We start from the raw sequence: 14,984 nt of genomic DNA, 5'->3' as shown, positions 1-14,984 counted from the left end.
CTTAGGAAGCTCTAGCGGGGCGGGACGCGCTGGGTGAGCCAGTCGGTGACGTAGGTCAGCACGGCCGGGTCGATGGTGGTCTCGATGGAGGAGTATTCGCTGGGTTTGCCCGTTTCGGTGGGCTGCATCAGGTGGTTGACGCCGGGAAAGGTGTACACGGTGGCGTCGGGGTCGCCCGCCAGGTTGGCCCGCATCGGCGGCTCGTTCTGCGTGGCGAGCACCTGCTGGTCCTTGTCGCCGAAGAAGGCGAGCACCGGCACCCGCAGCGCTTCCAGCGCGGGCTTCGGGTCGTAGGTGATGAACGAGGCCATGTACGGGGTGTTGAAGGAGTCGAGCGTCTCCTGGGACGCGCGCTGGTCCGGCGGCAGCGAGTCGTTGTGCTGCTGGGCGAAGGTCTTGGCACCCTCGATGTCACCGGCGCGCAGCATCGTCGACCACTGGGTGACGTAGTCGACCTGCGCGTCGATCTCGTTCTGCGGCGCGCCCGCCGAGGCCATGATCACCTTGTTCTGCTCGATCAGCACATCGGCGCCGACCACCGAGGGACCGGCCATGAGCACCGCGAACGCGACATTGCTGTCGGGCCGCGCGGCGACCAGCGGGGCGAGATAGCCGCCCTCGCTGTGCCCGAACAGGCCGACCTTCGCCGGGTCGATCTCGGGCCGGGCGCGCAGGAACGCGACGCCGGCGGCCGCGTCGGCGGCGAGGTCGGGATAGGTGGCGTCGTCGAGGTTGCCGCCGGTGCCGCCGACGCCGCGGTCGTCGGTGCGCAGCACGGCGTAGCCGGCGCGGGTGAAGGTGTCGGCCAGCAGGTGGAACGGGCGGTGGCCCATCAGTTCCTCGTCGCGGTCCTGGGCGCCGCTGCCGGTGATCAGCAGCATCGCCGGGAACGGGCCGCTGCCCTCGGGTTCGGTGAGGGTGCCCGCGATGGTGAGGTCACCGTTGCGGTAGGTGACGTCCTCGCTGCGGTACGGGTACGGCGGCTTCGGGTCCTGCGGCCTGGCGACGCTCTCGACCGGCCCGCGGCGCAGCACCAGCGGCACCTGCTGACCGGCCTGGACCCAGTCGCCGGTGATCTGTTCGCCGTCGAGCTTGCCGCGGAAGCCCGGGTCGCCCGGTGCGTCGGGGACCGTGAACTCGACCCGGTCCGGCTCGGTGCGCACGTCTTTCAGTGCCGCGCCGCGCACGCCCTGCACCGGGATGTCGATGGTGGCCGAGCCGTTCTCGGCGAAGGTCACGCCGATCGCGATCGGCGCGCCCGGCGCCTCGATGTCACCGTGCCAGGGCCCCTGGACGGCGGGGCCAGCCTCCTCGTCCGAGGAACAGCCCGTCACCAGCGCGGCGACGACGAACAGAACCGAAACGATCACTCGACCGGTACGCATACGGCAACGGTACCGACGCGCACCGAAAAGTCGAGGACCGCGACGGCTCAGCCGAAGAAGGCCTGCGCCTCGCTCAGCCGCTCCGGCGGGACCCGCTTGAGCTGCTTGGTGGCCTCCGACAGCGGAACCAGGCCGATGGTGGTGCCGTGCAGCGCGACCATCTGCCCGAAATGCCCGGCGTGCACCGCTTCCGCGGCGTGCACGCCGAACCGGGTCGCCAGGATGCGGTCGTAGGGTGTCGGGCTGCCGCCGCGCTGCACGTGACCGAGCACGGTGGTGCGGACCTCCTTGCCGATCCGGCGCTCGATCTCGGAGCCGAGCTGCTGGGCGACACCGGTGAACCGCTCGTGGCCGAACTCGTCGATGCCGCCCTCGCGCAGCGCGAAGCCGGAATCCGGTGCGGGATGCGCGCCTTCGGCGACCACGCAGATGAAGTGCTTGTCGCCGCGCTGGAAACGGCTCTTGATCAGGGCGCACACCTGCGCCACGTCGAAGGGCTCCTCGGGCACCAGGGTCAGGTGCGCGCCCGCGGCGATGCCGGAGTTGAGCGCGATCCAGCCCGCGTGCCTGCCCATCACCTCGACCAGCATGACGCGCTGGTGGGATTCGGCGGTGGTGTGCAGCCGGTCGATGGCCTCGGTGGCGATCGAGAGGGCGGTGTCGTGGCCGAACGTGACGTCGGTGCAGTCGATGTCGTTGTCGATGGTCTTGGGGACGCCGACCACCGGCACCCCCTCGTCGGAGAGCCAGCTCGCGGCGGTGAGGGTGCCCTCGCCGCCGATCGGGATGAGCGCTTCGATGCCGTTGTCGTCGAGGGTCCGCTTGATCCGGCCGAGCCCGGCGCGCAGCACGTCCGGATTGGTGCGCGCGGTGCCGAGCATGGTGCCGCCCTTGGTGAGCAGCCGGTCGGTGCGGTCGTCGTTGTGGATGCGGATCTTGCGGTCCTCTAGGAGGCCGCGCCAGCCGTCCTCGAACCCGACGATCGCGTCGCCGTAGCGGCCGTTCGCGGTGCGGACGACAGCCCGGATCACCGCGTTCAGCCCTGGACAGTCTCCGCCTCCGGTCAAGACTCCGATGCGCATGGCGTTCATCTTGCCGCACCAGCGCTGTTCAGGCGCAGTGACCTCCGGCGAGCTCGCCGAGATGACCCGAGATCAGGGTCGCCATCTTGTCCAGCATGGTCATGCCGTCGTTGAAGGAGCCCGAATCCGGTTGTGCCGCGAAGGCGATCGCGATCCGGCCGGTGGGCGAGTCGATGAGCCCGAACTGGCGCACGAGGTACTTGCCCGTGAGGTCGGGACCCCAGCCGCCCTTGAATTCGGCGCTGCCGAACGCGCCGAGTCCCCAGCGGTGGCTCGGGATGATCTGCTGCATGAGGCCGACCACGCGCTGGCTCTGCGGCAGGCAGGGCAGGTGCGCGGCGAAACGGACCTGATCGGCCAGCGTCCATTCCGCCTGGCCGTAGACCGACGCGTCGGCCCTGGTGCGGGTGGTCGGCACCGTCGTCGTGATGTCACCGCCCTCGCGCAGCACGTTCTGCACGGCGGTGGCCGCGGCGGCGCCGGAGCCCAGCGACTGCCACAGGGTGTCGGCGGCGCCGTTGTCGGAGGCGGTGATGGCCGAGGTCGCGACGGTGGCGTAGGAGGCGTTGTTGCGGAGCGCGGCGATGGCCAGCGGCACCTTGATCGTCGACCAGGCCGGACCGGAGGACCAGTTGCCGAAGGTGACCATCTTGTCCCCGCCGACCGGCATGACCGCCAGTCCCACGCTGCCGCGGAAACCCTGTTGCAGGACGTTGAAGTCGCCGGCCAGGCTGCCGGGCACCGCGATCGAGAAGTTGCCGCCCGCGCCGCCCGCGCCGGGGTCGACGGCGGCGGTGCTGGTCGTCGTGCGCGGTGGGGTCGCGGACTTCGATCCGGTGCCGCACCCCGCGGTGAGCAGCACGACAGCCGCGAGCAGCGCGGTGAGCACCACCCGGACGGTGCGCCGATCTTTCGTCATCATGTAAAGCATCTTCGTTTCTAAACTCCCCCCGGGCTTCGATGCCGGGGTAGCAGTCCCGACACCGTACTGGGCAGTATGGCCGAACGCCCACTTCGACCGTGAAACGCTCAGGTCAGACGATGTTCACCCGTGTAGATATTCATCGTCTCGCCGCGCAGGAAGCCCACCAGGGTCAGCTCCGCCTCGGCCGCCAGGTCGACGGCCAGCGAGCTCGGCGCCGACACCGCCGCCAGGATCGGGATCCCCGCCATCACCGCCTTCTGTGCCAGCTCGAAGGACGCGCGACTGCTCACCACCAGGATCAGCTCGTGCGCCGGAATCCGGTTCTCCCGCAGTGCCCAGCCGAGCACCTTGTCGACGGCGTTGTGCCTGCCGATGTCCTCCCGCACCGCGAGCAGGGTGCCGTCGGTGGTGAACAGGCCCGCCGCGTGCAGGCCGCCGGTGGCGTCGAAGAGCTTCTGCCCGGCGCGCAGTCGTTCGGGCAGGCCGGACAGGACGTCGGTGGACACCGTCGCGGTGTCGTGCGGGATCGGGTAGCGGGTGTGCGTGCGCACCTCGTCGAGGGCGGACTTGCCGCAGAGGCCGCACGCGCCGGTGGTGAGGAAGTTGCGGGTGTGCAGCGGCACCGGCGTGCGCAGGCGCAGGTCGAGCACGTTGTAGGTGTTGCGGCCCTCGTCGTCGGTGCCCGCGCAGTAGCGGGCGGTGACGACGTCGTCGGCCGAGCCGATGATGTCCTCGCCGAACAGGAACCCGTGCACCAGGTCGATGTCGTTGCCCGGCGTGCGCATAGTGACGGTGAGCGACTGCCCGTCGACGCGGATCTCGAGCGGTTCCTCCACCGCCAGGGTGTCCGGGCGCTGGATCCGTCCGGTCGGTGACAGCCGGATCGTCTTGCGCCGTGCGGTGACTCTGCTCATCAGGAGGTGCCCATCGGTCGGGTTGCGGTGGGTTCGCTCAGCCGGTCGCGATGCCGACCACGAGGTTGATCGTCGTCGCCAGGATGACCGTGCCGAAAGCGTAGGACAGCAGGCAGTGCCGGAGCACGATGGCCCGCACCACCGGACTGGTGACATTGTTGTCGGAGACCTGGTAGGTCATCCCGAGGTTGTAGCTGAAGTAGAGGAAGTCGCGGTACGAAGGCGGCGCGTCGGAGTTGAAATCTATTCCGCCCGTTGGTGATTCGTAGTAGTGGAAGGCGTACCGCGCCGCGTACATCAGATGCACCGCGGCCCAGGCCGCGAAGACCCCGGCCAGCGCGGTCGCCGCCGCGACATGCCCCTCCTCCGACCGGCCGAGCACCAGGATCGCCACGATGCCGATCAGCCCGCCCGCCGCCGCGGACACCACCGAGATCTCCTCGACGAACGGCTGGAAGTCCTCGCGCCGCACGTTCGCCTCGGCCTGCTCGGCGGTCATCGGCCACAGCACCAGCCAGCCCGCGACGACGAAGGACAGCTCCATCATCGTGATCCCGATCAGGCCGCTCAGGGCGACGCCCCGGCCGAACAGCACCCCGGCGAGTACCCCGACCAGTGCTCCGATCAGGATCGATCGGACCAGCCTGCCGACCGCGGAGATCCCGAGGTGGTTCCTCATACCGAGCGACAGTACCGAACGCGGACATATTCATAGCCGATGTCGATCTCAACTCTCGCGCCGCTGCGCCGAGCGCCGCAGGGTGTCGTCGATGCCGGCCGTGCGCGCGGTCTCGATGAGCGCCTTCACCAGGACCGAGCCGGGGTCGACCGCCGGGGTGACGAGCACGATTCCGGCGGTGACCGCCGGGTCGTCCAGGCGCAGGACCCGCACGCCCGCCGGCGGCGGGAAGATCGTCAGCCAGGGCTGCGGCACCACGCAGGCCCAGCGGCCGGTGCTCACGTGCGCGAGCAGCGAGACCACCGAATCGGTCTCCAGCTGCGGCGCCGGGACCAGGCCGGACGGGACCAGCGCGTCGTCGATCAGGTCGCGTCCGCGCATGCCCTTGTGCAGCAGGCACATCGGCAGCTCGAGCGCCTCGGCCCAGGTGATCGAGCCCGACCGGCCCGCCAGCAGGTCGGTGCCCGCCAGCAGGACCTGCCGTTCGGCGTAGAGCGGGGTCCGGGTGAGCCCGGCGGTGTCGACACCGTCGCCGTAGACGATGCCGGCGTCGAGTTCGAAACGCCGGATCCGCTCGACGATGTCGCCCGAGCGCAGGCTGGTCTCGACCCGCATCCGCACCAGCGGGTGCGCGGTGCAGAACGGGTCGGTCAGCAGGGCGACTGTGCCCGACGCCGCCGGGATCACCCCGATCCGCAGGTCACCGGTGAGGCCGGTCTGCAATGCGCGCACCTCGTGCTCGAGCGCGTCGCGGTCGGCCAGGATCCGCCTGGCCCACAACACGAGTCGTTCGCCCTCGGGGGTCAGTCCCTCGAACGTCCGCCCGCGCCGGACCAGCGGGACTCCCAGCTCGTGTTCGAGTTTGCGCAGGGCCTCGGACAGGGCGGGCTGGGAGACGTAGCAGGCCGCGGCCGCGCGGGCGAAGTGCCGTTCGCGGGCGAGGGCGACGAAGTACTCGAGTTGGCGGAACAGCAGCTCAGTCGTCCTCGGCGTCGGCGGCCTTGTTGCGGGCCTTGGCGATCTCGAGCGCCCGCTCGGCGGTGGCCTGGTCCGGGTACGGGCCCATCCGGTCGCCGTACCAGCAGGTCTTGCCCTGTTCGGCCTTATGGTGCTTGATGCAGTAGTACCACTGGTTGTCGTCAGCCATGTCGACAGTATGCATCGGTTCGCATGTCATCGGCAGGGAGGTCGAGGGCGCGGCGTGCGCCGGTTCGCGGATCAGCAGGGCCACCGCGACGCCCACCGCGACGCCGATCACCGTGTCGACCGCGCGATCGGTGAGCATGGTCAGCGGATCGGTGGGATCGGCCAATTCGGTCATCGACATGATCAACGGGGTGAAGAACCCGAGCGCTACCGCGTAGTGGCGGGCCATGAACAACTCGGTCGGGTACAGCAGGGCGATGATCGCCAGTCCCAGCATCGCTGGGCTCGGGCCGGGGATCAGCAGCGGGGCGGTCACCGCGAGACCGAGGAAGGTCCCGACCACGCGGTGCAGTCCGCGGGTGATCCGGCCGCGGGAGTTCGCCGCGGCCAGCGGCACCGCCGCACCCGCCATCGCCCAGTTGGCGTGCCCGACGCCGAGCAGCAGCCCGATGCCGCCCGCGATCGAGATCGCGAGCGCGTAGCGGCCGGCCTGGACCATCGAGACGCGCCCGGCCCGGTGCGGCGCGATCGCGACCGGCAGGACGCAGGCGCCCGCCCGCCACTGCCGCCGGGAGGACTCGAGATACCCGACGACCACGCACAGCGCCGCGGTGACCGCGCTGATCGCCAGCGCGGCGAGCGGATCGGGCTGCGCGCCCGCCACCATCGCGATCGCGCCGAGGGCGAAGATGCCGAAGAACGGGCCCTCCGGCCGCAGGCCGAGCCGGTCGGTGACCGGCGAGGCGACCGCGGCGAACACCGCCACCGCCGCGACCAGGACGGCGGGCGAGGCGTCGAGCCGGGCCAGCACGATGCCGCCGCCGACCGCGCCGACCAGCAGCACCGCCGCCTCGCACTGATGGACCAGCCGCTGCCGCGACGCCTCGGCGAAACCGTACATACCGGTGAAGGATCCGAACACCGCGTAGATGAGCAGGTCGGTGCGGCCCGCGGCGATGAGCAGCAGACCGGGCACGGCGAGGCCGACGAATACCCGGGCGGCGGGCAGATGATCGATGTCGGTGGTGAACCGCCGAATCACCGGCCGCGCCCGGGTCGAGATGGTGCGCAAGGGGTCCTCCGAAGGTCGGTCACGGGGCGGTCTCCCCCTGAGCCGATGAACCATCCTCACCGCAGCCCGCGACCCGCGTCAAACCACCAAATTGCAGGTGAGAGGCGGTTTCCGGGCCCCGACCTGAGGTGATAAGCACCGCCTATCGGATGCTCGGAAGTCGGTCTTGGACGCGGGCGGACCAGGGGGCGCACACTCGAACCCACGCGCGACACGCTCGATGTCGGTGGGCCGGTACCGGGCCTACGCCCATCCGTGACCTCGGCGGTAGAGAATCGCAACCGGGCACCGACAGGCTTCGAACACTTCCGATCGAAGGGAACAGCCATGGCTGACGGTCCGTACACCGCATATGACCCCGACAGCGGCCCGAGCAGCAACGGCGATCGCGACGCGGTGCCCTCGGTGAAGCCCTATCACCACCCGGCCGCCGGCTGGGGCGCGGCGATGAGCGTCAGCAACTTCATGGTGCGCAAGGAGCACGAGTTGCTCAGCGGCACCAGGGCCATCCTCAAGATGAACCACCCCCCGCACGGCTTCGACTGCCCCGGCTGCGCCTGGCCCGACGCGACCGACGGCCTCAAGCTCGACGTGTGCGAGAACGGCATCAAGCACGTCGCCTGGGAGATGACGCACAAACGGTGCACCCCGGAGTTCTTCGCCGCGCACACCGTCAGCGAGCTCGCCACCTGGAGCGACTTCGACCTGGAGGACCAGGGCAGGCTCACCCACCCGATGGTCTACGACGCCGAGACCGATCACTATGTCCCGATCAGCTGGCCGGACGCGTTCGAAATGGTCGGCAAGACGCTGCGGGAACTGCCCGACCCGAACCTGGCGTCGTTCTACACCTCCGGCCGGCTCAACAACGAGGCCACCTTCCTCTACCAGCTCATGGTGCGCGAGTACGGCACCAACAACCTGCCCGACTGTTCCAACATGTGTCACGAGGCGAGCGGACGCGCGCTGCAGGCGTCGCTGGGCACCGGCAAGGGCACCTGCGACATCGAGGACTGGGACAAGGCCGACGCCCTGTTCGTGATGGGCATCAACGCGGCGTCCAACGCACCGCGCATGCTGACCGCGCTGACCGAGGCACACAAGCGCGGGGCGCAGATCGTGCACGTCAACCCCCTGGTCGAGGCGGGCGCGCGCAAGGCGATCATCCCGCACGACTTCGTAGACATGGCCACCTTCCACGCCACCAAGACCAGCACCCTGAACCTGCAGGTCCGCATCGGTGGCGACTTCGCGCTGATGCGCGGCATCGCCAAACACGTACTGGAAGAAGCCGAGACCGACCCCAAGGCGCTCGATCACGAGTTCATCGAGCGCTACACCGACGGGTTCGCCGGCTACGTGCGCGAGGTGAAGGACACCACCTGGGCCGAGATCCAGCGGCAATCGGGGTTGAGCGAGAGCGAGATCCGCAAGGCCGCGGGCATCTACTGCGACGCCGACCGCACGGTCATGAGCTGGTGCCTCGGCATCACCCAGCACGAGCACGGCGTCGACACGATCCGCGAGATCGTCAATGTCCTGCTCCTGCGCGGCAATCTGGGTCGTGAGGGGGCGGGCCCGTCGCCGGTGCGCGGGCACAGCAACGTGCAGGGCAACCGGACGTGCGGCATCGACAACAATCCGAGCGCGGAGTTCCTGGACCGGCTGGCCCAGGTGTGCAAGATCGACCCGCCGCGCGCGAACGGCTACGACGTCGTGTCCACGATCCAGGCGATGCAGGCGGGCAAGCTCGAGTTCTTCCTCGGCATGGGCGGCAATTTCGTCGCCGCCGCGCCGGATGCCGCCTATACCTTCGAGGCCTTCCGGAAGTGCGGCTTCACCGTCAACGTCAGCACCAAGCTCAATCGCAGCCACGTCGTCCACGGCAAGCGCGCGCTGATCCTGCCCTGCATCGGGCGCACCGAGCGCGACGAACAGCGCAGCGGTCCGCAGATCACCTCGATGGAGAACGGCATGGCGGTCGTGCACATGTCACGGGGCATCCGCAAGCCCGCCTCCGAACATCTGATGTCGGAGCCCGCGATCGTGGCGGGCCTGGCCAAAGCCACACTGCCGCACACCAAGACACCGTGGGAGTACTACATCGAGGACTACGACCGCATCCGCGAGGTGATGTCGAAGGCGCTGGTCGGCTTCGAGGACTACAACCGCCGGGTCCGGCTGCCGCTGGGCTTCCGCATCCGTCAGCCCGCGCGCGAACTGATCTTCCTCACCCCGTCGGGCAAAGCCGAGTTCTCCACGGTGACCCTGCCCGACACCATCAACCCGCCCGGCGTGCTCACCCTGGCCACCCAGCGGTCCCACGATCAATGGAACACCAGCATCTACTCCGACAGCGACCGCTATCGCGGCGTGAAGAACCTGCGCACGCTGATCTTCATGAACGACCAGGACATGCGCGAACGCGGGCTGAAGGAGTTCGACGAGGTCGATATCACCAGCACCGCCCGCGACGGGTCGACCCGCTCGCTGCACCGGTACAAGGTGGTCCCCTACGACATCCCGCCGGGCTGCGCCGCCGGGTACATGCCGGAGATGAACGTGCTGTGCGCGATCGGCGACTACAGCACCGAGAGCGATCAGCCGCTGATGAAGAGCGTGAAAATCACTGTCGCACTGTCGAGTTGACCCGCCGAGGAGAACACTGTGAACGCGCATACCCGCAAGACGCTGGCGGCGATCACCGGACATCCGGCGCCCCGCGACCTCGAATGGACCCGGTTCGTCTCCCTGTGGGAGGACCTCGCCGACGCGGTCGAGCAGGAATCGGGTGATCGGCTCGCGGTGCGGATGAACGGGCACCGCGAGGTCTTCCACCGGCCGCACGACGGCCGCGTCGCCATCGGCGACATCGAGCACGCGCGGCAACTGCTGGCCGAACACCCCGAACTGAAGGGCGCCGGATCGCTGTTCGCCGTCGCGATGGACGCCGAGACCGCCCGGATCCTGCACTTCGACCTGGACACCACCGGCGTCAGCGACACCGAGCGCGACGTGCGCAACGCCGACCCCGTCGCCCGGCATCTGCGCACGGTCGAGCGGCACACCGGGCACGACGATCACCAGGTGTATCTGCGCTACTTCGACGATCTCGCCGTCGCGCTGCTCGAGGAGATCGGCACCGCGTCGTTCGTGCTGCTCGGGCACGGCACCGGGAAGTCCGATGTGGCCGAGGATTTCGCGCTGCGGTTGCAGGAGACGAATCACGCGCTGGCCGACCGGATCACCGGCATCGGCGTCCTCGATCTGAGCGCGGCCGACGACGCGGCGATCGAGGCGGCGGCGCAGAAGATCGCCCGGCAGGCCAGGTAGGTGGGGGCGGCCATGGCCTATCTGCTCGCGCTCGTCGCCGCACCCGGCGCGGACTCCGCGCCGGCGCAGCTGGCGACCGAAGCCCAGCGGGTCGCGATCCGCAACGACGTCGACGTGGTGACGCTGGCCGAACTCGACACCCTGCCCGGCTACCGGGCCGATCTCGACACCGAGGACGGGCGGCCGCTGATCGCCAACCAGCTGCGCCGCTCGACACTGGAGGCCGACGGCGTGCTGCTGTTCGCCGACGAGGCGACGGCGGTGCCCGCGCTGGCCGAGAGCGTGATCGCCTGGCTGACGCACGCGGGGTCGGGCCCGGCGCCGGCGATCGCGGGCAAGCCGGTCGCGGTGATCACGGCCGGGCCCGGTGAGGTGGTCAACCAGGACATGGCGGATCGGTTGCGCGCGGCGGGTGCCGACGTGGTCGCCGACGGTGTGTCGATCACCGGGTCGTGGAGTGATCCGGCCACCATCACCCGGCTCGGTGACACCGTGGTGGCGGTGGCGTCGTCCGCGAGCTGACCCGGCCGCGGCCCGTGTTGCGGGCCGCGGCCGTTGCGTGGGTCAGTAGACGTAGACCACGGCGTTCTCGCCACCGGTGCAGGTGACGAGCTTGCCCTCGGGCGTGCAGGTCATCGTGTAGGTGCGGCCGGTCACCGGGCTGGCCGCCACCACCGGTCGCGGACCCGGTGCCGTGCCACCGCTGACGTAGGCCGCCCGGACCGCTTCGGCGAAGCCGCAGCTGGTGACCGCGGTCCCGACCGCCGCCTTGCCGAACGCGCCGGCAGCCGTACCGGATTCGCAGGGCTGGGCGCCCGCGGGCAGGGTCACCGGACCGGCCGAGGTGGTCGGTGCGGCGGTGGTCGCCCGTGGCGCGGTGGTCCCGGGGGCACCGCCGGTACTGCCCGGCGCGGCCGAGCTCGGCGCGGCGCTGGTGGTCTCCGCCGAATCCGCCGCCGACATCAGCCGCCAGCCGATCGCGCCGCCGATGGCCAGCACCACGACGGCGAGCACGCCGACGAGGATCGGCAGCAACGGCGAGCGCCTGCGCCCCGAATCCCGTTGCTGCCAGGCCGGATCCGACGCGTAGCCCGGGTCGGGGCCGTACGGATCGTTCGGGTCGCGGTAGGCGTGATCGCCGTAGGAGCCGTGCGGATCGTCGTACTGGGAATAGGCATCCGGCGCGCCCCCGGCGTAGTGCTGGGTCGCGGCCGCGCGCGCCGGATCGTCGGGCGCCTGGTGCGCGGGGAACGGTGCCGCGCCGCCGCGATACTGCCGGGTCGCCTGGGCCCGCTGCGGATCCTGGTCGTCGAACGGGTCGGCGCCGCCCTGGTAGTGCTGGGTCGGCGCGGACCGCTGCGCGTCGATACCCGCCGGGTCGAACTGCTCGGTCGCGGGGAACAGACCGTCGGGCGAACCGCCGAAGTGCTGGGTGGCGGCCGACCGCTGCGGGTCGTATTGCTCGGTGGCGGGACCGAAACGGTCGTCCGGGGCGCCACCGAAGTGCTGGGTGGCCGCCGACCGCTGCGGGTCGTACTGCTCGGTGGCGGGACCGAACCCGTCATCCGGGGCGCCACCGAACGGTCGCGCCGCGGGCGATCGCGTTGGGTCGTACTGTTCGGTGGCGGGACCGAACCCGTCGCCCGGAGTGCCGCCGAACGGCTGCTTCGGATCGTAGTGCTCGGTGGCCGGGCCGAAGTGATCCTCCGTGCCCGGACGCTGCGCGGTGGCGGGTCGCGGCTGGTCGTACTGCTCCGTGGCGCGACCGAACCGGTCGTCCGGAGCGCCGCCGAAATGCTGGGTCGCGGCCGAGCGCTGCGCGTCGGACGGGTCGATCGGAGGACCGAACCGGTCGTTCGCACCGCCGACATGCTGGGTCGCCGCGGAGCGCGGCGGATCGGCCGGGTCGTACTGCTCGGTCGGCGGGCCGAAACGATCCGGGGCGCCACCGAACTGTTCGGTCGGGGCCGCGAAGCGGGCGGGCGGATCGGTGTCGTCGGCCGGGCCACCGAACCGGGCCGGGGCGCCGGACAGGGCGCCCGCGCCCATCGCGTCCTGGCCGAACTGCTCGCCGTCGAACCTCTGCGGCGGCGCGAAACCCGGTGTCGGGGTGGGGCGTCCGTCGTCGAACAGGTCCCGGTCAGGGGCGGCGGGATTGACATCCGCCGGGCCGCCGAACCGGGCGTCCGGGCCGAACTGATCGGCGTCGAACTTCTGTGTCGGCGCGAAGCGGGGTGCCGGGGTGGGGCCTGGGTCGTCGAACGATCCTGCGGGGGAAGCGAATCGGGCGTCCGGGTGGTCGAAGCGCTGACCATCGGGGCCGAAGCCACCGGGCGCGCGGCCGTCGCCGAGCGGCCGCGCGGGGTCACCCGGTCGGGCACCGGGATTCGCGTGGCTGTCGTCGAAGAGATCGGCGGACGAATCGAATCGCGGAGGCTGGTCGCCGTATTGCTGGGTCGGCGCGAAGCGGGGGTTCGGATTCGACGGGCCGTGGGTTTCCGGCGGGGGGCCGTCGCCGCCGAACCGCTGGGTCGGGGCGGCGCGCTGCGGGACCGGGCCCGAGGGTGCGTCGAGCCGGGGCGGCGGGGCCGGGCGGTCGGGGTCGGGCGGCACGAAACCGGTGGGGCCGGGGAACGGCGGGGCCGGAACAGGGCCGGAGGTGTCGCCGGGCTGGGCACCGCCGTAGAGGTGCGCGTCCGGGAACGGGCGCATCTTCGGCAGGCCCTGGTCCGGGGTGTAGGCGGGCGGGGGCTCCGGCGCAGGCGGTTCGTCCGCCGACGGGAGCGGGGTGAAATGGGTGTCGGCGACACGGATCTCGGCGGGACCGGTCGGCTGGATCACCGCGGGAATGGAGATCTCGCCGGTGCCCTCGACCGGGATGCGATGGAAGCCGGTGGTCTCGGCCGGGCCGGGCGCGGCCGCGGGCGGACGGATGATCAGCGTCGGCTGCGCACCGGTCGCGCTGGTCTGGCTGCGCGAGGTCTCGATGCCGCCGGTCGCGGTCACCGCGCCGACGACCCGGAACTCACCGGTCGGCGTCGGCGTGGGCTCCTGGGCGTCCTCCCCCGGCGCGCCGGGGACGGCGCGTCCACCGGCCGTCGGCCCGGCGGGAGTTCCGCCGGAAGCCGGACGGCCACCGGTCGCGGCACCGCTTGACACGTTTCGTCCTCCAGTCGTCGCACCGTCAGGAGTTCCACCCGGAACTGCGCGTCCCCCGGGAACAGCCCGCCCACCCGTCGTCGCGCCCGCGGGCGCACCGGGAACGACACGTCCACCAGTCGTTGCACCGGGAACAGCGGATCCGCCGGACGTCGCACCAGCGGGCGCACCTGGAACAGCCCGCCCGCCAGTCGTCGCACCAGCGGGCGCACCAGGAACAGCCCGCCCGCCAGTCGTCGCACCCGCAGGCGCGCCAGGAACAGCACGTCCGCCAGTCGTCGCACCCGCGGCCAGACCGCCGGGCGGCACTGGACGAGCACCGGTGGCGGAGGCCGCGGCGCCGAACGCCGCACCGGCCGCGCCGAAGGGCGATTGTCCGCTGCCGACGGGACCGCGGGTACCCGGCGTGTGCAGCGGCGCACCGCCCTGCAGCATCGCCGCGGCCAGCGCGTCCCGCGCCGCGACCGCGAGCGCGCCCGCACTGGGGTATCGATCGGCCGGGTCCTTGGCCATGCCGCGGGCGATGACCTCGTCGAGGGTGGTGGGCAGGCCGGGCAGGATCTCGCTGGGCCGGGGCGGCGCCTCGGAGAGATGGGCGCGGATCAGCACGCTCATGCTGGCCGCGGGGAACGGCGAGGCGCCGGTGAGGCATTCGTGCAGCACGCAGGCCAGCGAGTAGACGTCGGCGCGATGCGAGATCGGGCCGACGTCGAAGCGTTCGGGCGCCATATAGATGTAGGAGCCCATGGCCATCCCGGCCTGGGTCACCGCGCTGTCGCCCTCGGTGTGGGCGATGCCGAAGTCGGCGAGGTAGGCGAAGTCGGCGGGCGTCACCAGGATGTTGGCGGGCTTCACATCGCGATGCACCAGGCCACCGGCGTGCGCGGCGTCGAGGGCGGCGGCGATCTGCTCGACGACGGCGACCGCGCGCTCGGGGCTCAGCGGCCCGCCCGTGTGCAGCACGGACCGCAGGTCGGTACCGGGGACCAGGCGCATGTCGATGAACAGCACCCCGTCGATCACGCCCCAGTCGTGGATCGGGATGACGTGCGGTTCGGCCAGCTTGGCCGCCGCCTGGGACTCCCGACGGAAGCGGACCTGATAGGCGGGGTCCTGGGCGAGCTCGGGCGCCAGCAACTTCAGGGCGACTACCCGGTCCTTGCCGGTGTCGTAGGCCTCGTAGACCTCACCCATTCCGCCCTTGCCCAGCATCGACCGCAACTCGTACGGACCGAACCTGCTCCCCGTCCGTGACCCAGGTGCCTGCACCAGCGTCCGCCTCCCACTTC

11 protein-coding genes are annotated in these 14,984 nt (G+C 71.0%); 3 read left to right on the top strand and 8 right to left on the bottom strand.

Annotated elements, in window-relative coordinates:
• Window positions 1–11 precede the first annotated feature (11 nt).
• The 7 genes from AB0H54_RS09295 to AB0H54_RS09265 form a co-directional block, all read right to left on the bottom strand.
• Window positions 12–1,385: an alpha/beta fold hydrolase gene (locus tag AB0H54_RS09295; protein ID WP_357344056.1), complete on the bottom strand. Its 1,374-nt coding sequence runs from the start codon at window positions 1,383–1,385 to the stop codon at window positions 12–14.
• A gap of 47 nt (window positions 1,386–1,432) precedes the next feature.
• Window positions 1,433–2,467, bottom strand: a complete 1,035-nt coding sequence (locus AB0H54_RS09290) for an ATP-dependent 6-phosphofructokinase (RefSeq protein WP_357344054.1) — start codon at window positions 2,465–2,467, stop codon at window positions 1,433–1,435.
• Window positions 2,468–2,495: 28 nt separating this feature from the next.
• On the bottom strand, window positions 2,496–3,386 hold the full coding sequence (locus tag AB0H54_RS09285; protein ID WP_357344052.1) for a hypothetical protein: 891 nt from the start codon (window positions 3,384–3,386) through the stop codon (window positions 2,496–2,498).
• A gap of 110 nt (window positions 3,387–3,496) precedes the next feature.
• On the bottom strand, window positions 3,497–4,306 hold the full coding sequence (gene fdhD / locus AB0H54_RS09280) for a formate dehydrogenase accessory sulfurtransferase FdhD (protein WP_357344050.1): 810 nt from the start codon (window positions 4,304–4,306) through the stop codon (window positions 3,497–3,499).
• 37 nt (window positions 4,307–4,343) lie between these two features.
• Complete coding sequence (locus tag AB0H54_RS09275) at window positions 4,344–4,985, bottom strand: DUF1345 domain-containing protein (RefSeq protein WP_357344049.1); 642 nt, start codon at window positions 4,983–4,985, stop codon at window positions 4,344–4,346.
• 48 nt (window positions 4,986–5,033) lie between these two features.
• Window positions 5,034–5,960, bottom strand: a complete 927-nt coding sequence (locus AB0H54_RS09270; protein ID WP_357344281.1) for a LysR family transcriptional regulator — start codon at window positions 5,958–5,960, stop codon at window positions 5,034–5,036.
• Window position 5,961: 1 nt separating this feature from the next.
• Entirely contained in the window at window positions 5,962–7,203 is a 1,242-nt protein-coding gene (locus AB0H54_RS09265; protein WP_357344047.1) for an FUSC family protein, read from the bottom strand.
• 327 nt (window positions 7,204–7,530) lie between these two features.
• Here AB0H54_RS09265 and AB0H54_RS09260 point away from each other — a divergent pair, with 327 nt between their 5' ends.
• Genes AB0H54_RS09260 through AB0H54_RS09250 form a run of 3 tightly spaced genes read left to right on the top strand, consistent with a single transcriptional unit; the run spans window position 7,531 to window position 11,058 of the window.
• Window positions 7,531–9,852, top strand: a complete 2,322-nt coding sequence (locus AB0H54_RS09260; protein WP_357344045.1) for an FdhF/YdeP family oxidoreductase — start codon at window positions 7,531–7,533, stop codon at window positions 9,850–9,852.
• 18 nt (window positions 9,853–9,870) lie between these two features.
• Window positions 9,871–10,536, top strand: a complete 666-nt coding sequence (locus tag AB0H54_RS09255) for a hypothetical protein (RefSeq protein WP_355282699.1) — start codon at window positions 9,871–9,873, stop codon at window positions 10,534–10,536.
• A 12-nt stretch (window positions 10,537–10,548) separates the two neighbouring features.
• Window positions 10,549–11,058 carry an NAD(P)H-dependent oxidoreductase gene (locus AB0H54_RS09250; RefSeq protein ID WP_357344043.1) on the top strand — a complete coding sequence of 170 codons (510 nt, stop codon included), beginning with the start codon at window positions 10,549–10,551 and terminating at the stop codon, window positions 11,056–11,058.
• A gap of 42 nt (window positions 11,059–11,100) precedes the next feature.
• On the opposite strand, the gene AB0H54_RS09245 is transcribed toward AB0H54_RS09250, so the two are convergent.
• On the bottom strand, window positions 11,101–14,967 hold the full coding sequence (locus tag AB0H54_RS09245) for a protein kinase (protein ID WP_357344279.1): 3,867 nt from the start codon (window positions 14,965–14,967) through the stop codon (window positions 11,101–11,103).
• Between the last annotated feature and the right edge of the window lie 17 nt (window positions 14,968–14,984).

The organism is Nocardia sp. NPDC050718, assembly GCF_040654235.1.
Taxonomy (GTDB): Bacteria; Actinomycetota; Actinomycetes; order Mycobacteriales; family Mycobacteriaceae; genus Nocardia.
The sequence above is the reverse complement of the archived record's forward strand: the minus strand, read 5'-3'. Positions and strand labels throughout refer to the sequence as shown.

Bases quoted from the DNA above. Each gene is read 5' to 3' on its own strand.
- AB0H54_RS09260 (WP_357344045.1), top strand. From the start codon at position 7,531: ATGGCTGACGGTCCGTACACCGCATATGACCCCGACAGCGGCCCGAGC.
- fdhD (WP_357344050.1), bottom strand. From the start codon at position 4,306: ATGAGCAGAGTCACCGCACGGCGCAAGACGATCCGGCTGTCACCGACC.
- AB0H54_RS09285 (WP_357344052.1), bottom strand. From the start codon at position 3,386: ATGACGAAAGATCGGCGCACCGTCCGGGTGGTGCTCACCGCGCTGCTC.
- AB0H54_RS09275 (WP_357344049.1), bottom strand. From the start codon at position 4,985: ATGAGGAACCACCTCGGGATCTCCGCGGTCGGCAGGCTGGTCCGATCG.
- AB0H54_RS09295 (WP_357344056.1), bottom strand. From the start codon at position 1,385: ATGCGTACCGGTCGAGTGATCGTTTCGGTTCTGTTCGTCGTCGCCGCG.
- AB0H54_RS09290 (WP_357344054.1), bottom strand. From the start codon at position 2,467: ATGCGCATCGGAGTCTTGACCGGAGGCGGAGACTGTCCAGGGCTGAAC.
- AB0H54_RS09250 (WP_357344043.1), top strand. From the start codon at position 10,549: ATGGCCTATCTGCTCGCGCTCGTCGCCGCACCCGGCGCGGACTCCGCG.